The following is a 24456-nucleotide window of genomic DNA, read 5'->3' on the forward strand; positions in this document are numbered from 1 at the left end:
TTTTTGTCCTTGTGCTTTTAGCTGCCGGCGCCTACGGATAACCCCTGACCTTACTGCCCTTACATTGGCAGACCGTGGCTTCTCGCAAGAAAAGGCCTTTCAGAAATCTCCTCAGGAGCTCTAAAAGGCCTTTATTTTCATATTACATGTATTTTACGCTTTAGTCCTGCTTATGCAGTTCCAACTCAATATTAATTTTCACATCTTCGCCAACCAGTACCCCGCCTGTTTCCAGCGTGGCGTTCCATGTTAAACCAAATTCCTTACGGTTGATGGTTGTCTGGCCACTGAAGCCGGCTACCATATTTCCGCTCATTGGATCTTTGCTTTGTCCTTCAAATGTAACATCAACAGTAACTTCCTTCGTTGTGCCCTTAATCGTAAGATCTCCGGTCACATCATATTCACTGTCGCCCGTTTTTTTAATCTCTTTGCCTACGAACGTCATGTTGGGATAGTTTTCAGCATCAAAGAAGTCTGCAGACCGTAAATGACCATCACGGTTTTCGTCACTGGTATTAATACTCGCTACATCAATCTTCACTTCGATTTCTGCATCAGTTAAGTCTTCGACGTCCACCTTTAACGTCGCATCAAATTGGTCAAACGTGCCTTTCGCTTTTGAAATCATCATGTGCTTTACCGAAAATCCAATTTCACTGTGTACAGGGTCAACGGACCAGACTGTTTTTGCCATAAGTAACTCCTCCTAAAAATTCATTCAGTTTTATCAATGAAACTATAACTAGTATAAAGGTATCAAGCCTTTAAATCTACTCTTCTGCTTTGAAAATAACAAATATTCCGTCATTTCCAAATAATTTTTCCTTAACGATGAAAGCTTTTTTGTTTTTTACTATGATTATGTTTTACAATAATTGTGATTGGTACATTTCGTTTCAATTACAGGTGACTTTGCAATTTTTTTCGTCTGAAACACCGTATACTAATACCGAAAGGGGACTTTTACTATGAAATATTCTGTATCAGCACTTTTTCTTGCCTTATTTGTTGTTCTTTCCGGATGTGGCAGCAATGATGGAGATAATGGATCCGAAAGCACCAGTGAGAACGCCGAGGCTCAAACAATGGATGTCACCGCTACTGACTTTGAATTCGACCAGGAAGAGTATACAGTCAATGCCGGGCAGCCTGTAAACGTCAGCTTAACGAGCCAGGAGGGCGGACATGGCCTTGCTATCGATGGCTTTGACGTAGACATTCAGGGGAAAGGAGAAGCAACGTTCACTCCGGAGGAACCCGGGGAGTATAACATTTACTGCAGCGTTCCCTGTGGTGAAGGACATACAGATATGACCGCTACTTTAATTGTTCAGTAAGGCCGGGGCTTCCCGGCCTATTTTTTGATGAATAAAAAGCCGCCGCGCCTAATACAGGCACGGCGGCTACGATTTTAACCTAGTTTATTCTTTGATTGGAAGCGGCGCTTCGGGGGAAACCAGTTTTTCTTTACGAAGCTCCTGCCAGAATGCTGCAGGAATGTCGGCATTTAATGCTTCGAGGTTGTCCTGGATTCGCTGTGGACGACTCGCTCCCGGTATAACAGCTCCCACTGCTGGATGGGCGGCTGAAAACTGCAGGGATGCTGCAATCAGGCTTACACCGTGACGCTCAGCAATGGTGTTCATCTGTTCGACACGCGAAGCAATTTCCGGTGGAATATCTGAGTATTCATACGAAGATCCACCGGCGAGTACCCCTGAACCAAACGGCGCGCCAACAACGATGCTGACTTTTTGTTCTTCGGCTCTTGGCATTAGGCGCTGAAGGGCATGTTCATGGTCCAACAGCGTGTAACGGGTTGCCTGCAGGCTGATGTCCGGATTGGAATTTTCAAGATCGAGAGCCAGCTCTATAGGCTCCGTCCGGTTCACTCCTATTCCCCAGGATTGAATGACGCCCTCATCCCGGAGTTTGGTTAGTTCACGGAATGCACCTGTTCTTGCCTCTTCGAACTTGGCGAGCCATTCATCTCCCTGAAAATCCGGAGAAATGTCATGCACATACACAAAGTCAATCCGATCCATTTGCAGACGCTCCAGGCTCTGCTCGATCGACCGGCGTGTGCCTTCCGCAGTATAATCATCAATTACTTTATTCTTACGGCCGTGAGCAAACAATCCTTCCTTTTCTTCCGTTTCATCGGAAATATAACGGCCTACTTTCGTACTCAATACAAAATCGTCACGATTATGCCTGGCGAGTGCTTTTCCCAGGCGCTGCTCCGCAAGCCCTGCTCCGTAAAAAGGCGCGGTATCAAAATAACGGATGCCATGATCCCAAGCTGTCTCAATTGTTTTTAAAGCTTCATCTTCCGGGATATCGCGGTACATATTCCCAAGTGGAGCGGTACCGAAGCCGAGCTTCCCTTCCTGCTTCAAATTAATCATAATCTTTTTCCTCCTTTATAAAAATGTCCTCGTTTTTGTTCGCATATAAGTGGATGGTCTGATGCATCTCACCGATAACGGATGCAGGCTCTTACCAATGATCACTTTATTTTAGTTACCTTTCACAGTAAGATTTAAACATCATGTCCAAACGGAGGTGGTATTCATCCCACTACCACTCTTTTAGGTAAAATTTCTTATTTAGCACTTGAATACATCCTTTTCCAGCCGATATTATTATTAAAACGACATCATTTGGAGGTCATCTATGAAGAACGGTTGCGACATTTGCCTGCCCGGGCACCAGGGCTATACTTTCATTTTTGAAAACGATCAGTCTCCCGCTCGGCTCCATCCTTATTTTAATGAATACAGCGAAAACCAATGGCAGGAAGTAAACAACCATATGGTATGGATGAATGAAACCATTGCTTTTGATTTACTGGATTACCTGGAAGTTCATTATAATTCGGAAGAAATTTTTATTTTTCCGGCGAAAAAGACTAACCCTTTAGAAGACCAAGCTGGCAGACAGCCGCTCCGCTCCCTCCACGCTTATAAAGAAGCAGGGTGGATCGATGACATTATTGATCAGGAGAAGATACAGTCGCATTACCAGCCTATCGTCCGGCCGGAAAACGGAAGCTATACTATTATTGGGCACGAGCTGCTTTCCCGCGGGAGAGCAGCAGATGGCAAAACGATTGCCCCATTTTTCCTGCTTGAGGCCGCACGCATCCGTCACCGGCTGTTTGCGCTTGACCGCGCCTGCCGGATGGCTTCTGTCAGAAACGCAGCCGTCATTAAAGATAAACTCATTTTTATCAATTTTATTCCCACCGCTATTTACGTGCCTGAACACTGTTTATCGACCACTATTCGCCTGATCAATGAAATGGGCATTCCGCCGGAAAACGTCGTTTTTGAAGTGGTCGAAAGCGATGAAGTCCAGGATATCGATCATTTAAAGGGCATTCTCAACTACTACCGGGAGCACGGTTTTAAATATGCTTTAGACGACGTAGGCACCGGGGCCAATGACCTTAAAAAGCTATCCTACCTTGAGCCGGATATTGTTAAACTGGCCAGAGAGTATTCTGACGGCGTAAGCCGGGATCCCGAAAAACGAAAAGTCGCGGCGTCGCTGCTGCAGGTCGCTGCCCATACCGGCTCTCAGCCGCTTGCTGAAGGAGTCGAACATAAAGAGGACGCCGATTACTTAGCTGACATGGGCTACGAGCTGTTTCAGGGATATTATTTCGCCAGGCCGCAGGAGCAGCCTCTCGATTCTCTCCCCCATACTGTTAATACTAATCATTGAGCTTTACAAGCATGTGCCGGGTGGGCATGTGCTTTTTTTGTTTATAGGAAACACAGGTCTTTAGATGCTGAAACAAATGACAAAGCTCCACCACAGTTTTAATTCTTTAGACAGGGGGAAGAACAATGGACGAAGCATTTTTATAAATTAAACCCTCATATGGAAGGAGTGCTTTTCTCATGAAAAGACTGGAAGGGTATACGTCGATAATAACTGGCGGAGCAGGAGGTATTGGCAAGGCTGCTGCTAAGAAATTCCTTCAGGAAGGCGCTAATGTGATGCTCGTTGATATGAATCAGGAGGCATTGGACAGTGTTAAAGCTGAACTCGATGAGTACGGACCAGTGGAAACAACGACGGCCGATGTTACCAATGAAGATGATGTAAAAAATTATGTGGATCAGACTGTGCAGCAGTTTGGCACGGTAGATGTATTTTTTAATAATGCAGGAATCGAGGGCAAGGTAGCTCCTATTCCGGAACAGAGCGCAGAAGATTTTATGAAGGTAATGAACGTCAACGTATTAGGAAGCTTTCTCGGTTTAAAATATGTAATGCCCGTCATGGCGAAACAAAACAGCGGCAGTATTATTAACACTTCTTCTGTTGCCGGTTTAATGGGAACTCCGGGAGTTAGTCCGTACACTACCTCTAAACACGGAGTGGTCGGCCTGACCAAAACGGCGGCTCTTGAAGTCGCAGACTCCAATGTGCGTGTGAACTCTATTCACCCATCGCCGGTAAATACACGAATGATGCGTTCACTTGAAAAAGGGTTTAATCCGGATGATGCCGAATCCGCGCGTACCGAGCAGGAGCAGGCCATCCCCATGAACCGCTACGGAGAGTCTGAAGACATTGCTAACCTTGCTTTATTCCTTGCTTCTGACGAATCGAGCTTTATCAGCGGTTCCCAGTGCCGTATTGACGGCGGTATGGCAGCCCAGTAAAAAATGAGTTCCCTTTACAACAGCAGGCTCTCCAGCTTTAGCGCAGGAGAGCCTGTTTATATTACTGTCATTCCGATAAATTTTGGCCGCCTCATGAAGGCTAAAACTATACATTAATAAAACGGCTGCCCTTTTCTGTCACCACTGGGTCCACATATTCGACTCTCTCTTCTTCGTCTGTCACTTTTTCTGCTTCGAGCATCGCTTCTTTGATCAAATGATCAAAATGAGCTTCTTCCTTGGCATCATCCGGAGTAATAGTTCCTTCTTCTTTAGCAGCAATACGCGCAATCAGCAGCAGCTCTTTCAGTAAATCGTTATCCATACTCCTCCTCCTCTTTTATTTTTCGTTTTTGATGAACAGAAAATTTCAGTACCCTTTTAACTCTGGCGTTCTTTATGTTCAATGTTCAATTGGTGCACTGTGCGCACCAGGTCATTTTTTTGATCGTTGACTTCATCCGGAAAAAAGACGCCGTACATGCAGCCATCGACTTGTTTTTCCTTTCGTTTTATATAGCCGTGCAGGGTAAAGTTTTTATGGAGCGAGCGAAAGGAAAAAGTCAACAGCACCCGGTCTGTGACCGGCAGATTTAACCGGGAAAAGAACCGCATGCCCCCGCCGGAAAGATCATGGATCGTTATGTCTCCTGCTGCGCTGTTGACGATAGTATTGTCCATACGGTATATGAAAAAGGTTCCGTGCAGTGGTCGATCTTCGAAATAGTAGCGTAGGTTTTTTCTTGAATCCGGCATACCCTTCTCCTTTGTCTTCCGTGGAATAAGTGCTTCATTAATAGTATATAGTCTCTGCCTTTGGATTTCAAAAGCGTTTACATGCCAGGGCCCCGGGTATTTTATTGCTTATAGCTTCGTCATGATATTCAGCAAATAAAGATTGACTTTATATGCGCTCTGGAATATGATTAACATAGAATAAAAGGGGAGTAGCTTTTCTGCATCTGCATCGTCATGACGGGCTTTGAGGCCCCGGTGCTGATGATAGTTATCCGACTATAAGCGAGACCTTTTCTTCTTCGTAGCAGCTACGGGGAGGAAAAGGTTTTTTTGATGCCTTTTCCTTCGAATCATTCAGGAAAAAGGGTTTTTTCATGCCTTTTCTTAAAAGGAGAGAAGAAGGAATGGATGTAGGTTTATTAATGGAGTACAGCTGGGTGCTGGTTATACTTGTCCTGCTTGAGGGTGTGTTAGCAGCTGATAACGCGATGGTTTTAGCGGTAATGGTTAAGGACCTGCCCGAAAAACAGCGGAAAAAAGCTCTTTTTTACGGATTATTTGGCGCTTTTCTTTTCCGCTTTGGATCGCTGTTTATCATCAGTTTTCTGGCGGGTGTATGGCAGGTCCAGGCTATTGGCGCGGCTTACCTTCTCTATATCGCCATTAATCATATTATCAGGCACCTCGTCCGCCACCGCCAGCAGCAAAGCGAGATTGCTGTAACTAAAGAAAATAAATCACCCGGTTTTTGGAAAACTGTGTTGAAGGTCGAGGTTGCAGATATTGCTTTTGCCGTCGATTCAATTCTTGCAGGTGTCGCTCTTGCTATTACCCTTCCACCCTCCGGGCTCCCGGCCATTGGCGGGCTTGACGGTGGAATCTTCGCTGTCATTTTACTCGGTGGATTAATCGGGGTTATTATTATGCGGTTTGCTGCCAGTAAATTTGTTACTCTGCTGGAAAAACGTCCAGGTCTTGAGATCACGGCCTTTGTGATCGTTGGCTGGGTCGGTGTAAAACTCGCCGTTTATGCTTTGAGTCACCCGGCGCTGCACGTTATTCCAGAAGCATTTTCCCATTCACCGCTCTGGAAGGCTTCCTTCTATATTGTCCTCGTTGTAATTGCGGCCAGCGGCTGGTTTTTATCCAGCCCAAAATCTGCAGATGAAACAGCGAAAGAACGTTAATCGTTAATGCAGACTTAGCTTTGCATATAAAACCAGGCGCCTTTAAGCAGATGAAAGCTTAAGGGTGCTTTTTTCACAGCGTTTTCAAGCTTGGAAGTTTATTTATACAGATTGGAGGTAAAAAAGAATTAGATAAAAATTTAATTTCACGGCTGACGAAAGCCGAAGGAGCATGCTTATGCCATTTTTTACTTCAACAAGCACATCACTCTATTATGAACAGCGGGGCCAGGGGCCTGTGCTTTTATTTATTTCCCCTCCCGGCCTTGGCTGTACGGCCTTTGAGCAGCAGCATCCGCTTGAAGATCAGTTCAAAGTCGTTACCTTCGATCCACGCGGAAATGGAAGAAGCGAACGCGGGGACACTGCTGACGGCACCATCAGCCAGTGGACAGAGGATATTTACGCCCTGGTATCTCATCTTGAGACTTCCCAGGTTATTCTCTGCGGCTATTCCTTTGGCGGACTCCCCGCTCAGGAATTTGCTTACAGATATCCTGAAAAGACAAAAGCACTCGTATTAATCAGCAGCTTTCCAAAAGTACGAACGTATATGCTGGCCGGGAAATTCCGTCTTGGCATTTGGAGCACATACGAAAATCTGCTGGGAACGCTTGGCAAAGGGCTCGCCTTTTCTCATACCAAAAAGCAGGACCAGCAGGCGCGCATCGAAAAAAATATTGAAAACAGCGACCCCGGTGTTTTAGAGCAGATGTATTTGAACGGCAGGCACTATGACAGCACCGGCCTTCTCCCTTATATCACCTGTCCCGTGCTTACGATATTTGGCAGCAATGACGTGTTCGTAAAAAAACATCAGCATGATTTTAAAGCCCGGCTTCCCAACATGCACAATGTTCATATTCAGGGTAAAGTACACCAGCTTCCCACCAGAGCCTCCAACGAGGTGAACGCTATTATCAGAAATTTTGTTAACAACGATGTTTACTGAAGAAGCATAAAGGATATATGCTTATAGTTCATTCTTACTTTGCATATCAGACACGGCGGTAATGGTTGGATAATAAGCTAACCCATGAGCCAGCAAAAGAAATCTTTTTTCTTGCTGACTCTTTTTTTAATTTCCTGAACCATTTATTCCATATTTTAACAAAAAGGAGTAGATATAATGAGTAACACATCAACCGGCAAAACACTGCCAATTGTTGCGCTTTCAGCTGCGGCTATCGGGGGAGGCGTATACTGGTATGCGAAAAGATCCGGTAGTACCAGCGAGAGCGGCAGCAGCGAAGGCATCAAAGATAAAGTAAACAAAGCGAACCAGGAAGTCGATACGGATGAACTGAAAAGCCGTTTTCAACGCACAGTAGAGCTCGCCAAGCAGGCAACGACCCAGCTTCAGGAGATTTACAATGATTACGGCAAAGACATTATTGAGCAGATCCAGCAGGTGAAAAAAGACTCCGAAGGTGTAGTATCCACAGCAAAAGAAGCCGGTGATGAGCTGAAGGATGTAGCTGACACAGCAAAAGAAGCTGAACAGGAGCTCGAAGGAGTCAAGGACCAGGCAAAACAGGGCGCAGAGCACATTTCTGCCTCTGATTCTTCCTCTGATAATTCCGGCTCTTCTTCTGAAAGCAGTACCAATCAAAATATCCAGGAGTCACCGGAAGAAGAGATAAAAAGAAAAGACGATCAGGCGGACATTGAGCCGCAGGAAGAAGGAAAAAATCAGCGGGACCCAAACAGCAGGGATAATAACTAAGCTTCTCTCCGCAGAAAAGATTTCTAAAACGAGTTAAACCACCAGGGCCTGGGCCTGGTGGTATTTTATGTTCCGTTCATATATCAGTTTTTTCCGCATACTTTTCGTCATCTGCGTAAGCTTTGTGTATAAGCAGACTAAAACCGCCGGATATAATAACATCCCGCGGCTCCAATCGTTTATATTTACCACTATAGCAACATACATAAAATCCCATTTTAGGATTTCAACTTCCCTATTAGAAAAAAGAGCAGAATTTCTGCTTTTTCGGCCGGCCTTCTTCTGCTCCTGCTTAATATCCTTCAGGAGGAAAGCCTTTTTAAAATACTCCATTTGTCCCGTTTAGAAACGTAAGCCCGCTCCTTAAACACCTGGTAATCGTTTTTCCGTACCGATTCTAAAATTGCCTGATACATATAAGCAGCGCCCTTGACGGGATACCTTGCATCCTTCGGATACTGTTCAATAGATTCAAGTGCCTCTGTATACAGCTCCTCTGCGCGTGCGGCCGTCTCCTCCCATGCCCGGACAAATGACGGGTCAAGGCGGTGTTCGTAAAGATCCCTGGTGGTATAGCCGTGCTTTTCAAGTATTTCAACAGGGAAATAAATGCGCCCCCGCTCCAGATCTTCACCTACATCGCGAAGAATATTTGTCAGCTGCATCGCTTTTCCAAGGGCGATTGCGCCCGGCTTCAGGTGTTCAAAACGCTCCGGGGAAAGGATAGGCAGAAGCATCAGTCCTACAGTTCCTGCTACATAATAGGAATACCCTTCAACTTCTTCCAGTGTGTAATAAAAAATTTTTTCCAAATCCATATACTGCCCCTGGATCATATCCAAAAAAGGCTGTACTTCCATATCAAATCGCTCGAAAGTATCTCTCAGTGCAATCCACTGCGGGGATGGCTGATAAAATGGATCGCGGAGAAACTGATGAAACATGATTTCAAATTCCTTTAATTCCTCTTCCGGATTTTCTCCTTCATCCACAATATCATCGACAGTCCGGCAAAAAGCATAGACGGCCCAGACGCCCCGCCTTTTTTCAAGCGGCAGAATATCAAAAGCTTTCGAAAAAGTTTTGCTGTGCATGGTAATAATACGATGACATTCTTCGTATGCTTCTTCTAACGTTGGTTTCATACTTCTCATCCCCTCTCCCGCGTGTCAGAAGCCAAGTGGTGGTTGGTCCCCTGCCGGGTGTTTATCAGAACATATCCTGCTTTCTCCCTGTTTTGAGATGCTCTGCTAGCAGTTTTGCTCCCTGCATGACAATTGGAACACCGCCACCGGGATGCGTAGAAGCGCCTACCGCGTATACGTTGCTGTAGGAGAACGGCTTAAGCTGCGGCCGGAAAGCACCTGATTGGGCAAAGCTTGGAGCGATGCCAAAGCTGCCTCCTTCATACAGCCCATATCTGCCGGCATCCTGAGGCGTCCGGATCTGCATCCACTGAATCGAAGAACGCAGGTGCGGGAACCCTTTTTTCTCGACCGTCTCCAAAATAGACTGAATAAACTCTTCCTGCACCTCCCAGTCGACGTTGTCTCCTGATGGCACGGGAACGAGCAGATACAGCACACTCTTACCTTCCGGGGCGAGGGTAGAGTCTATTAATGACGGGTGGAATGCATAAATACTCGGCTCGTCCGGTAAATCCTTCTTGTCAAAAACCTGCTTCATTTGATGATCAAAATTGCTGCCCATAAAAAACTGGTGTATAGATGCCTTTGTATATATTTTGTCTAATCCCAAATAAATTAGCAAGCATCCTGATGAAGAAGTGTATTTTTTTTGTGATTTATTTTCCACCAGCTGTTCTGCCGCTGGAAGCTCACAGTTACAGATCAGCCGGTCTGCCGGTTCTACCCGCTTATTCGTTTTCAGGGCAGTAAATACCTGTCCCTTCGACTGGATGCTTAATGCTGTTTCTTCAAACCGGAATGTCACTCCGCGACGATCCAGCTCTTCTTTTATTTTCTCGATCAGCATTGCATACCCTCCGTGGATATACCAAATGCCGTGATACTGTTCACTGAAGGAGACCAGGGAGTAAATACCGGGGGTAGAGGCAGGATTGCCGCCAATGTAAAGCGTCTGCAGGGAATACGCGTCCCGGAGCCGGGGGTCTGTAAAATAATCAGCCACCTGCGCTCTAACCGACTGATAAGCCTTCATCTGCCATAGGGAACGGATATTAGCCGCAGTGAAAAACTCCCGTTTGCGCATAAATGAACGGGATAAAAAATCTTTTTCCCCCTGGAGAAAATTTTTCTTCATATCGTTCATGAATCTTTCAAAATTATCTTCTTCCCCGGGAAAAGTCCTTGCCATCTCTTCTTTCTGTTTTTCAGGATCACTCCATTTGTAAAATTCCGTGCCGTCGGCGAAAACCATCCGGTATAATGGATCAATCCGTTCCATATCAAGCACTTCCGGGTCCATCCCCGCTTCAGCAAGTATTGCTTTAATTGTTTCGGGCAGCAGCACGATCGTTGGCCCCTCATCGACTTTAAAACCGTCCTGCTCTACCCATTTGATCCTCCCGCCTGCTTCTTTATCCTTTTCCACTATCGTTACTTCTTCACCCGCCTGGGTCCTATAGAGAGCTGTCACAAGTCCGCCGATCCCGCTTCCCACGATAATATTTTTCATTGCGCCCGCTCCCTGGAATATTTAGCCGTCAGTGCCTGAGCAGTGATTCTGCCGGATACAATAATCGTCGGCAGGCCGCTGCCGGGATGCGTACCTCCGCCAACAAGCCAGCAGTTCCCGACATCTTCGAACTTGTTATGCGGACGAAAATACATCATCTGATTTAAGCGGTGGGACAAATTAAACACGGCTCCTTCGTACACGTTACTGTCGATCTGCCAGTCTGTGGGCGTATAAATTTTTTCCACTTCAATATGATCCCGGAGTCCTTTAAAATGCGAACGACTTTCCACCTGATCAAGCACCAGGTCCCGAAAGCTGTCCTTATTGTTCTCCCAGTCGATGCCGCTCTGGTTGTTTGGTACCGGGGCAAGCATATAAATTGGCGATTTTCCGGCAGGCGCCAGCGTGTCGTCGGTAACAGCCGGATTATGAATATAGATCGACGGATCATCCGAAACAATTTTTTCATGAATCATTTCTTCCACATTCTTTTTATAGTCCTCGGAAAAAACGATAGAATGGTGGGCTGCTTCGGGATAGGTAGTGTCCACGCCGGCATACAGCATAAACGCCGAGCAGGAATAGTCTTTTTCAGCCACTTTTTCTTTTTTCCATTTCTTCAGCGGTTCATCAAACAATTCGGTAGCAGCGTAGGCGAAATCTGCATTAACCACTACTTCATCTGCTCCAAACACTTCCCCGTTTTCAAGCTCCACCCCCACGGCCTGTTGTTTTTTCGTACGGATCTTTTTAACCGGCGTATTCAAATAAAGATGGCCGCCGTCCTCTTCAAATGCTTTAGCCATTGCTTTTGGTATCTGGTTCAATCCCCCCGTAGGATGAACAATTCCGTATTCATGCTCCATGTAGGAAAGAATGCTGAACGCCCCTGGGCAGTCCCATGGTGACATTCCTAAATATTTGGACTGAAAGGTAAAAGAAAGCTTCAGCCGCTCATCGGAAAAATACTGGCTCAGCACATCGTAGACAGATTTCCCGAGTGCCAGGTGCGGAAGGGCTTTAAGCGTCCGGGGCTTCATATAGTCCAGGAGCGATCCGTGTTCATGCTCAAGCACCGGCAGAAGTGCCTCCCACCGTTTGCCCAGATCATGCATAAAACGATCATATCCCTTCTCATCGCCTGGAAAGGAAGCAGCGATCCGCCGTTTCATTTCCTGCTTATTGGAAGTCGGACGGAAGCTTGAATCTTCGAAAAATAATTCATACATTGGATCCAAATAATTCCAGGAAATATAGTGTGCCAGATCTTTTCCAGTGGCTGAAAAAATTTCCTCAACAATATGAGGCATGCTTAAAAATGTCGGGCCTTTATCAAAGCGGTATCCGTCAACGTCCACGTGGGACGTACGCCCGCCCGGCTTATCGTCCTTTTCGAACACACTCACCTGAAAACCCTGACTTTGCAGCAGCATGGCAGCGGTAAGTCCTCCGGGGCCCGCCCCTACGACCGCAATTCGTGTCTCTCTCACTCCAAAAAGCCCCTCTCTGTCAAAACCTAATGTTCATGTCCAAAGTTTTATTCCCGTTTTTTTGCATTCTCAACCTGCCCAAAAGCCTGGGAAAATAGACATTGTAAAAGCATAAAAAAGACCTTTCAGAAAGAAAGGTCCCGTTCAGCTGGTTCTGCTGTATAATGCAAGCACCCGGTCCACCTGCGCCCCATACATTTCCCCGAACACGTTTAAATGAACAAGCAAATAATACAGCTGATAGAGAGGCATCCGTTCCTCAAATTCAGCTTCCACCGGCTGAATGGTTTCATAAGCCTCATACGTCCGTTCCGGAAAGCCTCCAAACAGACGGGTAAAGGCAAGATCAAATTCGTAGTCCCCATACCAGCAAGCAGGATCGATCAAATACGGACGTCCTTCTTCTCCTGTGAGCCAGTTGCCGGCCCAAAGGTCTCCGTGCAGCTTTACCGGCTGCCGGTCATCGGGTATCCACTCTCCGAGGTGGTCCAGAATGTAGCGAAGGCGGCGGGACCGTTCGTCAGTCAGTTTACCGAGGGACCTGGCGATTTCCATCTGCGGCCTCAGGCGGTGATCCCTCACAAAACGCACCCAGCTCGTTTCCCATGAATTTTCCTGTGGCAGCTCCCCGATGAAGTTATCCTCCTCGAGGCCGAAATAATCCCCTGAAGACTGGTGGAGATTGGCCAGATCGATCCCAAGCCACTCATCAGTGCGACTGTCTCCGCTTCCCTGAATAATGTCCATAATAATAAATTTCTTGGACCAGTGCAGTACGTCAGGCACATGCACCGCTTCCGATTCACGCAGGAATTCGAGTCCGCGTTTTTCCTGGCGGAAAAAATCATACGGTGCCTCTTCATGCCATTTCAAAAAATAGGAGCGCCGGTTTGTATCCACCCGGTAGGCAGAGCTGATGCTTCCTCCGGAGAGGCTTGCTATATTGGTCACTTCTGCCTGTGGATCCACGTACCGTATCGCTTTTTGAATATGCTCCATTATACATTCTCCTGCTCTCTAATCCATTGTAGTAAATGAAAGGTACTCGTATTAATCAGTTCAAACACATGGCCGAAATTATTATCAAAATAAGGGTCAGGCACGTCTTCCCTCCGGCGCTCAGGATGAAAGTCCAACAGTTTCCATACTCTGCCGTCTTTAGTGGAAACGTGAAAATCCTGAAGCATATCAAGGTTCTGATCATCCATAGCCACAATATAATCGGCTTCTTCTCCGGCCTCCACTACCCGGGCTGTCCCCGGGCCGGCAGATACACCGTGTTGTTCGAGTACACCGATCGTTCCTTCGTGCGGAGAAGAGCCTGCATGCCAATCACCGAGTCCGGCCGAGTCCACGCTGATTTTATTTTCCACTCCCGCTTCCTGCAGATGCTTTTGAAAAAGCGCTTCTGCCATTGGCGAACGGCAGATGTTCCCTAAACAGATAAATAACACCTTTATACTCATAGCTTCTCTCCTTTACCCGTAGAGATGAATAATCATGCCTTTTATCTCCCCGGTCATATCGAGGAGGGAGAGCGGCTCCTGTTCCTGCTGCAGCATCTGGTCTGTCATTTCCACTAATTTTTTATCAATTTTTTCAATCAGCTGATGGGTTTTGAGCCTGCCGTCACTGCCAAACGACCTTTCTTCATGCAGATTCAAGCCATGGTCTTTCAGCTCTGTAATAATTTCCCTTACAAGGCGTTTATACTCTTTTAATTCAGGAATGGTCTGGTGCTCCATCAGACGCCGGCCCTGCTGGTCAAGCTGTTCAAGCATGATACCCATCTGACGGTTGAATGTTTTGGCCTGTTCGGTCTGCATCATTTCTGAAAATGGATTTTTTTCGGCTTTTCTCTCCTTTACGTTAGGCAGCGGTGATTTAATATTTCCCTGAAGGCGCTGAATATCCACGCGTATATTTTCCTCCTTTACGCATTTTCTGCCGGCCCGGTTACAATAGCCGCCATAAATGCTGGTACTTTCACAAATTCTTTAATGAGCAGCCGTTCTTCCGTAGTGTGGATGTTTTCATAGCCGACACCCAGATTGATGGTAGGAATGCCGTAGCCCGAAATTACGTTTGCATCGCTGCCGCCTCCGCTTTGTACAGTTCTCGGCTCCACATTGAGCCGATGGGCAGCCTGAACAGCACGCTGCACCACATCATCCGATTCAGCCAGCACATAACCTTCATACATTGGCTGTATATCAATAGAAGCCTCGGCCCCCATTTCCCCGGCTGCCTCTTCGAAGGCTTCCCGCATCGCAGCTACCTGTCTGCTCAATTTGTCTGGTTTAAAGGAGCGTGCTTCCGCAGAAATCACGACCTCATCACACACGACATTCGTCTGGGTGCCCCCGGCAAAGCTTCCAATATTGGCCGTTGTTTCTTCATCGATTCGTCCAAGCGGCATTTTGGTTACGGCTTTAGAAGCCACGCTGATGGCTGAAATGCCTTTTTCCGGCTCCACCCCTGCGTGTGCTTTTTTTCCGTAAATAGTCGCATGCATTTTTGTCTGATACGGCGCCGAGGTGACGAGAGTGCCTACCGGGCCGTCACTGTCAAGCGCATAGCCCATATCGGCATGCACCAGGCCGGTATCCAGATGCTTTGCACCCACAAGCCCGGACTCTTCCCCGACCGTAATGATAAACTGGATGTCTCCGTAAGGCTCGTCTTCTTCCTGAAGCATTTTTACCAGTTCGAGCATGGACGCAATTCCCGCTTTGTCATCAGCACCGAGGATTGTTTCTCCCTTCGAAACAATATATTCATCCTGCACCTCAGGTTCAATACCTTTTCCCGGTTCAACTGTATCCATATGGGAGGTGAAATAAATCACCGGCTTTGCGCTGTCTGTGCCTTTCAGCGTACAGACCAGATTCCCCGCCCCGTGGCCGGTGGTGGCTTTAGCGTTATCTTCTTTTGTTTCAAGTCCAAGCTCCTGGAATTTCCGTTTAATGACATCTGCAATTTTGGCTTCATGCTTTGTTTCCGAGTCAATTTTCACCAGTTCGATAAATTCCTGTATTAAACGTTCCTGATTTGCCATCACTATTATAACTCCTTTATGGATTGCTTAGGTTTATTATATATTTTTCGCCTGCTGTGTTATAATTTGAGCATTAGTTTCCATTGAAAGCGGGGGTTAAAATGCAGAAAGTCATTATTTACATTATGATCTTTGCGCTTGTCGGCAGCAGCCTGTTAATGGGCGGAGCGGTGATGTTTTAAACGAACGCCAATTTTTGTATGTATTTGATAAAGCAGAACTTACGGGTGTACATGCCCGCTCGTTCTGCTTTTTATTTATTTCTGCGTGCCATCTGCCTGTGTAGTCTTTTGCCCGATATTGTATGAGTCCGCTTCGGATCGGGCTTAAACATTTTTTTAATGAGCAGGTATTCTTCAATTTCATACAAAATATAAAAGAGGGATGAGCGTATTTCGAATTCATGTCTTGTTTTTGGCAGCTCCATCTGCTGAATTTCATACTTCATTTCGTCAAGACGGTATAAAAAATAGCCGGCAGTATTGCCCGGGGAGACGGCGTCGCTTAGTTCATCCATATAATCAGCCATTTTATGGCCCTGGGGCACGGACTGGTCAATCGAAGAAATAAACGGCAGAATACTTTCGAGTACCGAAAACTGCTTTTCTCTCATACGAAAATAGTGGTAAAAGTAGTCATCATCCCGCAGAAAATGGTTGTCTATATCCCTTAGGGCCTTCCCTTTAGCTTCATCAATGATCTTCGCTGCATCCGAAAATTCTGCCCCGTCCCAGATGTTATCGCCAAAACGAAGGTAGTTTGCGTACTCCTCCCATATTTTACGGAAAGCGTCTTCGAGGCTTAACTGGTCCTGGGCCAGGCTTTTTTCACTGCTCGGCATATAAAGATTCATAATTAATGCTACCCCAATACCGACGAAAATAATAGCGAGCTCGTTCATCCAGATGCCTGCACTTACCTGTTCTTCTGTGTAGAGGTGCAGCACGATAACGCTGCTTGTGACGATACCACGGGCAGCATTTGCTGCTACGCTGAGTGGAATGCTGATCAGAAAGAGTGCAGCTATGGCCACTGGATTATATCCTATCAGTTCAAAGAATACACTCGCGACCCCGAGCCCAATCACGCAGGAAACGAGTCGTTCGATGCTGACAGTCAGGGAGCCCCTCTTAGTCGTTGTAATACAAAGAATGGTAATGACGCCTGCTGATATATAGTAATCCAGCTGCAGCAGCTGAGCAATGTATACGGATATAGCTGTGCCTACTGCTGTTTTCAGCGTCCGATATCCAATTCGGAATCTCCCCATCTAAAAAACCTCTCTGTTTGTTCATTCGTACTTATATTATATCGTAAACACCGGCAGAGGGAAACTGACTGGCGCTTTTCGGCCCTGGCCCCTCTTCTGTGCTGATTCTAGCCCAAAAACCAAATAAAAAAGCAAAGGAGACAGCTCCTTTGCTTACACATTTATTCATTGGTGCGCCTACCAGGACTCGAACCTGGAATGCGAGAACCGGAATCTCGAGTGATATCCCTTTCACCATAGGCGCTTTTGTCATATGTTTTAACAAGACAATGAATACTATACCAATGAACGAATATGAAAGTCAACCCATTTTTTAATTACGCTTCCCCGGAAGACCCTTCGAGCATTTTTTCAAACTGTTCGTTGATATCCTCTTCACTGTATCCTGCTTCCTTCAGGCGTTTGGTGAAATGCTGGGAATACACTTTGGAGCGTTCCTGCATTTTGCCGAATTTCTTTGACTCCTGCTTTTTTTTCGTCCGCTTCTCCCGGTCCTCCGCGTTGGACATGATGCTTTCGGTAATAAACAAGGCTTTCCACACCTGCTCTTCTCCGTAGCCGGAGGCGTTTGCGTCAAGTTCATCGATGACGTTTTGGTAGTAATTGCGGAACTCGTCGTACGAAATTTCTTCGTCCATGTTTAAGTATTCCTGTATTTTTTCATAGTACGTCTGAATCATTTGTCTCCGCCCTTTTCATTTATGTATTCCGAAACAGTATACCATGAATATAAAGCGGAGCGTCAAGGTACTTCCCTGTCTTTTCTTATTTTTGCAATTGACGTTTAAATCAAAAGCGGTGGGGGGAACAAACCTTAATAGATCATACACGAAGAAAGAGGGATAGCATATGGCAGAAGTAACTTTTAAAGCTAATGTAGGAGAACCACAGACAACGATCGCTTCCAACGGCAAAACACTCTGGTACAGTGTGACAAAGGAAGAAGGCCCTTCAACAAAAAGTAATGACTTCCGGGTCGGGTTTGAAACTTCCCAGGAATTTGAGCCGAAAACGAGCGAAATTGTATTTCCGGATGTTGATACTACTGTAGAGCAGGACGGCAACATTTATCATTTGGAAAAATAAATCCAATGGGTTCCTCCTTTAGGGAGGAGCTCTTTTTTACAAAAAAAAGCGCCCCGGAGGGCACCTTTTATTTTGTGCAGTACTGATCGAACGCTTCCTCAAGTTGTTGAACAACCTGAATCGGCTCATGGCCTTCAATTTCATGACGTTCAACCATGCGTACCAGCTCTCCGTCTTTTAGGAGACCAAATGATGGAGACGATGGCGGAAATCCTGTGAAATAAGAACGGGCCTGCTCGGTCGCTTCTTTATCCTGACCTGCAAATACGGTCACAAGACGGTCCGGCTTCGTATCATAATTCGTCATGTACGCTGCCGCCGGACGGGCAATGCCTCCGGCACAGCCGCATACAGAGTTTACCATAACGAGTGTTGTGCCTTCCTTGTTCAATACTTCATCGACTTCTTCCGGAGTACGAAGAGACTGGTAGCCCGCTTCTTCGATTTCATCCCGGGAAGCTTGTACTATATCATTAACGTAAAAATCAAAATTCATTAAAATCCTTCCTTTCCTTCATCGGATACCTATATTGTAGCGGATAAGAACAGGGAATCACAAGTGAGAAGCTTGAAAAGTTATTCGTTCAATGCTTTTTCAAGGTTATCGATATTCTGATTCATCAATGAGATGTAGCCCGCGCCATCAGCAATCTCTTCTTCGCTGGCTGATTCGAGGTTATTTAGCGTATAAACCTCCGCCCCGATTTCTTCCTGAAGAACGTCTGTGGTGTCAGACGGAATATTTTCCTCCACCATAATGGCATTCAGATCGTTTTTTTCTGCTGTATCGATAATTTCATTGATTTCCTGCGTGGAAGGCTCATTCTGGGCGTTCACGCCGTTAACAGCGATTTCCTCCAGGCCGTATCGTTCTTCCCAGTATCCGTATGCTGCATGGGAAACAATAAATTGATTTTTACTGCTTTCATCCACAAGGGTCTCAAAACGCTCATCCAGTTCATCGAGCTCCGCCGCCAGTTCTTCATAATTATTTTCGTAGGCGTTCTCGTTATCTGGGTCTGCCTCAATCAGCTCGTCTCTAATCACTCCGGCTGCTTCTTTCGCCTGAACCGGATCAATCCAAATATGGGGGTCTGTGCCGCCGTGGTCGTGCTCTTCCCCGCTGTGGCCTTCTTCAGCATGCTCCGCGTGTTCTTCTTCAGACTCTCCTTCTTCATGGTCATGGCCTTCTTCATGGTCATGGCCTTCTTCATGATCATGGCCTTCTCCGTCGTCCCCGACTGCTTCTGCCACCCTGGCTATCTGCACATCCTGGTTGCCAATCGTGCTCTCCACTTCGTCGGCAAACCCTTCCATTCCGTTTCCGGTCATCACAAACATATCGCCCTCCGCAATGTTTGTTAGTGTCTGCGGCGTTGGGTCATATGTATGCGCATCTGACCCTGCCGGAACGACGTTTTCTACATTTACATGATCGCCGCCGATCTGTTTTGTGAAGTCTTCCCAGGCAAAAAGTGTAGTATATACTTCGAGCTTTTCCTCATTTTCTGCTCCCTGTTCTTCCTGAGTATCCTCCGAACCGCAGGCGCTTAAAGAAACGAATGCTGCCCCGGCTGCCCCTAAAATAAATGGTTTTTTCATCATGGCACCTCTTTATCGTAATGATTACGTTTTGTATGTACATTGATTTTAGCGCACGGGAATTCATTTGTAAATAAGAATGATTCTTTTTTATATTTAAAAAAGAGAGCTTCCCTAGGAAGACTCTCTTAAATGTTTTCCGTGCCTTTATAATTTTCAAGCCGCTGCTTTAAATCAGCTAGAAACCGTCCGCACAGCAGGCCGTCTAAAATCCGGTGATCCAGGGAGAGACACAGGTTAACCATATAGCGTATTGCTATCATATCCCCCTGCATGACTACCGGTCGTTTCACGATCGATTCCACAGAAAGAATGGCCGCCTGCGGGTGATTAATAATCGGCATGGACTGTACAGAACCGAAAGACCCGGTGTTATTCACCGTGAACGTCCCGCTTCTCATTTCTTCAGCCTTAATGGTGCCCTGGCGTACTTTAGTGGCAAGAGACTGCATATCCCGGGCGAGACCGCGGATGTTTTTTTCGTCTGCCCGCTTAATGACTGGAACATACAGAGCTTCTTCGCTGGCTACAGCCATCGACAGGTTCACTTCCTTGCGCTGAATGATCCGGTCGCCGTCCCAGGTGGAATTAAGGCTTGGAAACAGCTGCAGAGATTCAGAAACAGCTTTCATGAAAAATGGCAGATACGTAAGCGAAAAGCCTTCTTTTTGTTTAAACTCATCCTTCACGCTGTTCCGGTACGCCACCAGATCCGTCACGTCCACCTCTATCATCGTCCAGGCGTGGGGAATTTCCTGCTTACTTTTCACCATGTTGTCTGCAATTGCTTTTCTTGCTCCGGTTACCGGAATGATCGTGTCGCCTTCACGCTCCTCCTGATTTTCAGAAGGCTTTGTTGAATAGATTGGAAATGGCGAAGGTGCAGCTTCCTCCTGTTTGGTTTTTTCTGCGCCTTCCCGGATCGCTTTTTCAACATCCTTTTTTGTAATGCGCCCCTGTCTGCCGGATCCTTCGATATCGTCAAGATTCAGCCCGTTTTCCTGGGCGAGTCGCCATACAACCGGCGAATACCTTTTTTTCATCGACTTCTCTTCTTCTCCATTTGTTTGTGCTGCGCCCGGTTGTATCGTTTCTGCAGAAGGCTTTTCAGTTTTTTTTGCCTCGGCCGGCTCCTCATCTTCTGTTTCCATATAGCAGATGAGCGTGCCTACAGCCACTGTTTCGTTTTCTTCAGCAACGAGCTCGCTGATTTCGCCTGTATACGAGCTGGGAATTTCTGCACTCACTTTATCTGACAGCACTTCTGCGATGGGATCATATTTTTTTACTTTATCGCCCGGCTTTACAAGCCACTGGGATAGCGTGCCTTCAGTGACACTCTCCCCGAGCTGGGGCATTGTTACTTCTTTGCGCATCCTTGATACCCTCCTAAAATTCCGCCAATTCCCGGATCGCTTTCGTGATTTTATCCGTATTCATTAAAAATTCTTTTTCCAGTGTTGGAGCGTAAGGCATGGCCGGCACATCGGGAGCTGCAAGTCTCCGGACCGGCGCATCAAGGTCAAACAAATTGTGTTCGGAAATGATGGCCGACACTTCGCTCATGATACTTCCTTCGAGGTTATCTTCAGTGACAAGGAGCACCTTTCCGGTTTTCGCCGCGGCTTCTTTGACTGCTTCCTGGTCGACTGGATAGACGGTTCTCAGATCCACCAGATGCACATCGATGCCTTCTGCGGCAAGTGTATCAGCGGCCTGGTTGGCCAGATGTACACACAATCCGTATGTAATCACGGTAACATCCGTGCCTTCCCGTTTGACTGCCGCCTTTCCGATTGGCACAGTGTAGTCCTCTTCCGGCACTTCGTCTTTAAGCATCCGGTACGCGCGCTTATGCTCAAAAAATAACACCGGGTCGTTATCCCGTATCGAAGCCTTCAGCAGTCCTTTCGCGTCGTAGGGGGTGGACGGAATGACCACTTTCAGCCCCGGCGTATTCGCAAACAGCGCCTCCACTGACTGTGAATGATACAGAGCACCGTGCACTCCGCCGCCAAACGGCGCCCGGATCGTAATTGGACAGTACCAGTCATTGTTGGAGCGGTACCGGATTTTTGCTGCTTCAGAGACAATCTGGTTGACTGCCGGCATAATAAAGTCCGCAAACTGCATTTCCGCTACCGGGCGGAGGCCGTACATCGCAGCCCCAATACCCACTCCGGCAATTGCTGATTCGGAGAGCGGAGTGTCGATGACACGCTCGTCGCCGTACGTGCTGTGCAGCTCTTCGGTCGCACGGAACACCCCGCCCTTCAGACCGACATCCTCACCCAGAACGAACACGTTCTCATCACGTGCCATTTCTTCCTTCATCGCTGTATTGATTGCCTGAATATAAGACATGACTGCCATATTAGTTCCCTTCTTCCTCGTAAACATACTGCCCAAGCGTTTCCACAGCCGGATATTCTGCTGCTTCAGCGGCATCCGTTGCGGCATCCACTTCCTCGCGGATCCGCTGCTCCATCGTCTGTTCTTTTTCTTCGGTAAGGATCCCCTCATTCCGCAGGTAATCCGCAAAAGCCACGACAGCGTCGGTCTGCTTTTCTTCATCCATTTCTTCGACGCTTCGGTACAGTTTATCGTTATCATCACTTGAATGAGGCGTCAGTCTTGCTACGAGCGCTTCAACGAGGCTCGGGCCTTTACCGTCCCGCGCCCGGTCCACTGCTTCTTTCATAGCTTTATACACCTCAAACGGCCGTGTGCCTTCCACAGTGACCCCCGGCATACCATATCCCTTTGCGCGGTCCGCAACATGTTCGCAGGCGAGCTGTTTACTGAGAGGCACGCTGATGGCATATTTGTTGTTCTCACAGAAAAATACAACCGGTAGATCGTGGACGCCGGCAAAGTTCATGCCTTCATGAAAGTCTCCCTGGTTGGAGGACCCCTCACCAAACGTAACCATCGTAACAAAATCCTTATTTTTCATTTTAGCTGCCAGTCCGAAACCGGCAGCATGGGGAATCTGTGTAGTTACCGGAGAGGACTGGGTCACGATACGGTTTTTTCGCTGGCCGAAATGGCCCGGCATCTGTCTGGATTCAGAGTTGGGGTCCCCCTGCTTGGCAAAAGCCGCCAACATTAAATCCTTCGCTGTCATCCCAAATGCCATTACGAGACCAAAATCCCGGTAATACGGAAGCAGGTAGTCCTTGTCACGGTCAAGTGCCATAGCTGCAGCTGCCTGTGCCGCTTCCTGGCCCTGGCAGGAGACAACAAATGAAATTTTACCGGCACGGTTCAGCAGCCACATCCGTTCATCAAGACGTCTTGCCTGCAGCATGATTTCATACATTGTGAGCGCTTCTTCGTCGCTTAAGCCTACTTCCCGGTGGGTACTGTATTCCTGAATCATATTCGTTCCTCCTTGTTATTTCACCCGTGGTGAATAGCTTTTCCGTCTACCGCCAGGGCACCTTCAGCATAAATTTCCGCCAGTGTCGGATGCGCGTGCACCGCTCCCTGTATTTCAAGATGAGAGGCATTCATATAGACAGCAAGTGCTCCCTCGTTAATCAATTCGGTCGCTTTTTTCCCCACAATATGAACGCCAAGCACATCTTCTGTTTCTTTATCCACAATCATTTTCATAAATCCTTCCGGATCATTTTCCACCAGGGCCTTGCCTATTGCCTGAAAAGGAACATTGCTTGTTTTGATATTCAGGCCGGCGTCAGTGGCCTCATGCTCTGTCCAGCCTACCGAAGCCATTTCCGGATCCGAGTAGACGCAGGAAGGAACGTTTTTATAGTCAAGAGGCTCCGGGTGATTTCCAAGCATATGCTCTACAGCGATGATGCCTTCACGCGAAGCCACGTGGGCCAGCTGCATGCCGCCGATGACGTCGCCGATAGCATACATATGTGATTCCTTCGTCTGGTACATGCCCGACGTCTGGATGAAGCTGTTCTGTACTTCGACTTCCGTGTTGTGGAGTCCCAGATCCCCCGTATTGCCGGTCCTTCCTACAGCGACGAGCATTTTCCCGGCCGTCAGTACCTCTTTGGACGTTGTATGGACCGTTATTTCTCCATTTTTCGTGAGTGAAGAAGGATCGAGCTCTGTATTTGTAAAAATACGGACGCCTTTTCGTTTCAGGCGTTTTTCCGCCTCTTTCGACACAGCGTGGTCCATCATCGGAAGCAGACGGTCTCCGAGCTCCACCAACTGTACCTCCACGCCGAAATCCTGAAGCATTGAAGCCCATTCCACGCCGATAACTCCTCCCCCGACAATAACCATCGATGAAGGGAGCTTTTCTGCCTCGAGCAGTTCTTCGGAGGATAAAATGTATTCACCATCAATTTCGAGCCCCGGGACAGTAGCCGGACGTGAACCGGTGGCGAGCATAATCTGCTTGGGCTGCAGCATAATATTTTCCCCTTCAGTTTCTGTTTCCACTGAGATAGTGCTTGCTGTTGGAGAAAAGATGGAAGCTCCGAGGATGCGCCCGTGACCGTAATATACATCCACCTGGTGCTTGGACAGCAGCTGCTGAACCCCTTTATGTAATTGTTGCACCGTCTGATTCTTTTTTTCGCGTACCTTTCCGAATTGCAGGCTCACATTGTCTGCTTCGACGCCGTAGCTCAGACTTTCCTGCACCATTTTGTATACCTCTGCGCTTTTTAAATACGATTTGCTTGGGATACATCCACGGTGCAGGCAGGTGCCGCCGATATCACGCGCTTCTACCACCGCCGTCGATAATCCTCTTTTTGCTGCATGCACAGCGGCCACATATCCGCCAGTACCAGCTCCTAATATGACCAGGTCATATTCTTTAGCCATAAAAATTCCTCCTGCGGGCTTTCACCCAGGATTTTATTCGTTTATCTCTACTTTATTTTAATGGATTTTTCCGTTTCATCATAGCACGAAAATAGATCTGGTAAAGAGAAGTTTTGACACTTGGAGATTATTATAGCA

At 47.1% G+C, this 24456-nt stretch carries 27 protein-coding genes and 1 tRNA gene; 8 read left to right on the plus strand and 20 right to left on the minus strand.

All coding sequences use genetic code 11. From position 1 onward, the window contains the following. Positions 1–160: 160 nt before the first annotated feature. Positions 161–697: a YceI family protein gene (locus SIC45_RS09515; protein ID WP_319631992.1), complete on the minus strand. Its 537-nt coding sequence runs from the start codon at positions 695–697 to the stop codon at positions 161–163. Between the two features lie 274 nt (positions 698–971). Here SIC45_RS09515 and SIC45_RS09520 point away from each other — a divergent pair, with 274 nt between their 5' ends. Further along, entirely contained in the window at positions 972–1340 is a 369-nt protein-coding gene (locus SIC45_RS09520) for a cupredoxin domain-containing protein (RefSeq protein ID WP_319631993.1), read from the plus strand. Between the two features lie 84 nt (positions 1341–1424). Here SIC45_RS09520 and SIC45_RS09525 read toward each other — a convergent pair whose 3' ends face one another. After that, the gene (locus tag SIC45_RS09525) at positions 1425–2411 is read right to left on the minus strand and encodes an aldo/keto reductase (RefSeq protein ID WP_319631994.1); all 987 of its coding nucleotides are present in this window, start codon (positions 2409–2411) and stop codon (positions 1425–1427) included. Positions 2412–2679: 268 nt separating this feature from the next. Between SIC45_RS09525 and SIC45_RS09530 the strand changes: the two genes are divergently transcribed. Together SIC45_RS09530 and SIC45_RS09535 are read left to right on the plus strand one after the other, a co-directional pair. Continuing rightward, the gene (locus SIC45_RS09530) at positions 2680–3732 is read left to right on the plus strand and encodes an EAL domain-containing protein (RefSeq protein ID WP_319631995.1); all 1053 of its coding nucleotides are present in this window, start codon (positions 2680–2682) and stop codon (positions 3730–3732) included. 179 nt (positions 3733–3911) lie between these two features. Next, on the plus strand, positions 3912–4682 hold the full coding sequence (locus SIC45_RS09535) for an SDR family NAD(P)-dependent oxidoreductase (protein ID WP_319631996.1): 771 nt from the start codon (positions 3912–3914) through the stop codon (positions 4680–4682). Positions 4683–4788: 106 nt separating this feature from the next. On the opposite strand, the gene SIC45_RS09540 is transcribed toward SIC45_RS09535, so the two are convergent. Then, positions 4789–5007 (minus strand): hypothetical protein, encoded by a 219-nt coding sequence (locus SIC45_RS09540; protein ID WP_319631997.1) that lies wholly within the window; start codon positions 5005–5007, stop codon positions 4789–4791. A gap of 56 nt (positions 5008–5063) precedes the next feature. After that, positions 5064–5438: a PilZ domain-containing protein gene (locus SIC45_RS09545; protein WP_319631998.1), complete on the minus strand. Its 375-nt coding sequence runs from the start codon at positions 5436–5438 to the stop codon at positions 5064–5066. A gap of 386 nt (positions 5439–5824) precedes the next feature. On the opposite strand from SIC45_RS09545, the gene SIC45_RS09550 reads away from it, so the two are divergent. The 3 genes from SIC45_RS09550 to SIC45_RS09560 all read left to right on the plus strand — a co-directional run bounded on the left by SIC45_RS09550 (position 5825) and on the right by SIC45_RS09560 (position 8333). Continuing rightward, on the plus strand, positions 5825–6607 hold the full coding sequence (locus tag SIC45_RS09550) for a TerC family protein (RefSeq protein WP_319631999.1): 783 nt from the start codon (positions 5825–5827) through the stop codon (positions 6605–6607). A 178-nt stretch (positions 6608–6785) separates the two neighbouring features. Further along, on the plus strand, positions 6786–7559 hold the full coding sequence (locus SIC45_RS09555) for an alpha/beta hydrolase (protein ID WP_319632000.1): 774 nt from the start codon (positions 6786–6788) through the stop codon (positions 7557–7559). Between the two features lie 177 nt (positions 7560–7736). Continuing rightward, a complete protein-coding gene (locus SIC45_RS09560) occupies positions 7737–8333 on the plus strand; it encodes a hypothetical protein (protein WP_319632001.1) in 597 nt (198 codons plus the stop codon). Between the two features lie 302 nt (positions 8334–8635). Here SIC45_RS09560 and SIC45_RS09565 read toward each other — a convergent pair whose 3' ends face one another. The 7 genes from SIC45_RS09565 to SIC45_RS09595 all read right to left on the minus strand — a co-directional run bounded on the left by SIC45_RS09565 (position 8636) and on the right by SIC45_RS09595 (position 15542). Then, the gene (locus SIC45_RS09565) at positions 8636–9478 is read right to left on the minus strand and encodes a phytoene/squalene synthase family protein (RefSeq protein ID WP_319632002.1); all 843 of its coding nucleotides are present in this window, start codon (positions 9476–9478) and stop codon (positions 8636–8638) included. Between the two features lie 64 nt (positions 9479–9542). Next, positions 9543–10991 carry a phytoene desaturase family protein gene (locus SIC45_RS09570; protein ID WP_319632003.1) on the minus strand — a complete coding sequence of 483 codons (1449 nt, stop codon included), beginning with the start codon at positions 10989–10991 and terminating at the stop codon, positions 9543–9545. Then, a complete protein-coding gene (locus tag SIC45_RS09575) occupies positions 10988–12484 on the minus strand; it encodes a phytoene desaturase family protein (RefSeq protein ID WP_319632004.1) in 1497 nt (498 codons plus the stop codon). The genes SIC45_RS09570 and SIC45_RS09575 overlap by 4 nt, the downstream gene beginning before the upstream one ends. Before the next feature lie 144 nt (positions 12485–12628). Next, positions 12629–13483: a fructosamine kinase family protein gene (locus SIC45_RS09580; protein ID WP_319632005.1), complete on the minus strand. Its 855-nt coding sequence runs from the start codon at positions 13481–13483 to the stop codon at positions 12629–12631. Further along, positions 13483–13950, minus strand: coding sequence for a low molecular weight protein-tyrosine-phosphatase (locus SIC45_RS09585; protein ID WP_298787754.1), 468 nt, complete (start codon positions 13948–13950; stop codon positions 13483–13485). Before SIC45_RS09585 ends, SIC45_RS09580 begins: the two co-directional genes overlap by 1 nt. A 12-nt stretch (positions 13951–13962) precedes the next feature. Next, positions 13963–14400 (minus strand): YaaR family protein, encoded by a 438-nt coding sequence (locus tag SIC45_RS09590; RefSeq protein WP_319632006.1) that lies wholly within the window; start codon positions 14398–14400, stop codon positions 13963–13965. A 17-nt stretch (positions 14401–14417) separates the two neighbouring features. Beyond that, entirely contained in the window at positions 14418–15542 is a 1125-nt protein-coding gene (locus SIC45_RS09595; RefSeq protein WP_319632007.1) for a M20/M25/M40 family metallo-hydrolase, read from the minus strand. 101 nt (positions 15543–15643) lie between these two features. On the opposite strand from SIC45_RS09595, the gene prli42 reads away from it, so the two are divergent. After that, the gene (prli42, locus tag SIC45_RS09600) at positions 15644–15724 is read left to right on the plus strand and encodes a stressosome-associated protein Prli42 (protein ID WP_156847924.1); all 81 of its coding nucleotides are present in this window, start codon (positions 15644–15646) and stop codon (positions 15722–15724) included. A gap of 71 nt (positions 15725–15795) precedes the next feature. Here prli42 and SIC45_RS09605 read toward each other — a convergent pair whose 3' ends face one another. The 3 genes from SIC45_RS09605 to SIC45_RS09615 all read right to left on the minus strand — a co-directional run bounded on the left by SIC45_RS09605 (position 15796) and on the right by SIC45_RS09615 (position 17492). Next, positions 15796–16812, minus strand: coding sequence for an aromatic acid exporter family protein (locus SIC45_RS09605; protein WP_298787760.1), 1017 nt, complete (start codon positions 16810–16812; stop codon positions 15796–15798). 169 nt (positions 16813–16981) lie between these two features. Next, a tRNA-Arg gene (locus SIC45_RS09610) sits at positions 16982–17056 on the minus strand. A gap of 73 nt (positions 17057–17129) precedes the next feature. Then, positions 17130–17492, minus strand: coding sequence for a hypothetical protein (locus SIC45_RS09615; protein ID WP_319632008.1), 363 nt, complete (start codon positions 17490–17492; stop codon positions 17130–17132). Positions 17493–17661: 169 nt separating this feature from the next. Here SIC45_RS09615 and SIC45_RS09620 point away from each other — a divergent pair, with 169 nt between their 5' ends. Continuing rightward, entirely contained in the window at positions 17662–17898 is a 237-nt protein-coding gene (locus SIC45_RS09620; protein WP_022793565.1) for a hypothetical protein, read from the plus strand. Between the two features lie 67 nt (positions 17899–17965). On the opposite strand, the gene SIC45_RS09625 is transcribed toward SIC45_RS09620, so the two are convergent. The 6 genes from SIC45_RS09625 to lpdA all read right to left on the minus strand — a co-directional run bounded on the left by SIC45_RS09625 (position 17966) and on the right by lpdA (position 24318). Further along, positions 17966–18394, minus strand: a complete 429-nt coding sequence (locus tag SIC45_RS09625; RefSeq protein ID WP_298787765.1) for a BrxA/BrxB family bacilliredoxin — start codon at positions 18392–18394, stop codon at positions 17966–17968. Positions 18395–18474: 80 nt separating this feature from the next. Then, positions 18475–19500, minus strand: coding sequence for a metal ABC transporter solute-binding protein, Zn/Mn family (locus SIC45_RS09630; protein WP_319632009.1), 1026 nt, complete (start codon positions 19498–19500; stop codon positions 18475–18477). A 128-nt stretch (positions 19501–19628) separates the two neighbouring features. Beyond that, positions 19629–20876, minus strand: a complete 1248-nt coding sequence (locus SIC45_RS09635) for a dihydrolipoamide acetyltransferase family protein (protein ID WP_319632010.1) — start codon at positions 20874–20876, stop codon at positions 19629–19631. Between the two features lie 13 nt (positions 20877–20889). Continuing rightward, a complete protein-coding gene (locus SIC45_RS09640; RefSeq protein WP_319632011.1) occupies positions 20890–21873 on the minus strand; it encodes an alpha-ketoacid dehydrogenase subunit beta in 984 nt (327 codons plus the stop codon). Position 21874: 1 nt separating this feature from the next. Continuing rightward, positions 21875–22882 carry a thiamine pyrophosphate-dependent dehydrogenase E1 component subunit alpha gene (locus SIC45_RS09645; protein ID WP_298787774.1) on the minus strand — a complete coding sequence of 336 codons (1008 nt, stop codon included), beginning with the start codon at positions 22880–22882 and terminating at the stop codon, positions 21875–21877. Positions 22883–22902: 20 nt separating this feature from the next. Next, positions 22903–24318: a dihydrolipoyl dehydrogenase gene (lpdA, locus tag SIC45_RS09650; RefSeq protein ID WP_319632012.1), complete on the minus strand. Its 1416-nt coding sequence runs from the start codon at positions 24316–24318 to the stop codon at positions 22903–22905. Between the last annotated feature and the right edge of the window lie 138 nt (positions 24319–24456).

The sequence above is a fragment of the Marinococcus sp. PL1-022 genome, from assembly GCF_033845285.1.
Taxonomy (GTDB): Bacteria; Bacillota; Bacilli; order Bacillales; family Marinococcaceae; genus Marinococcus.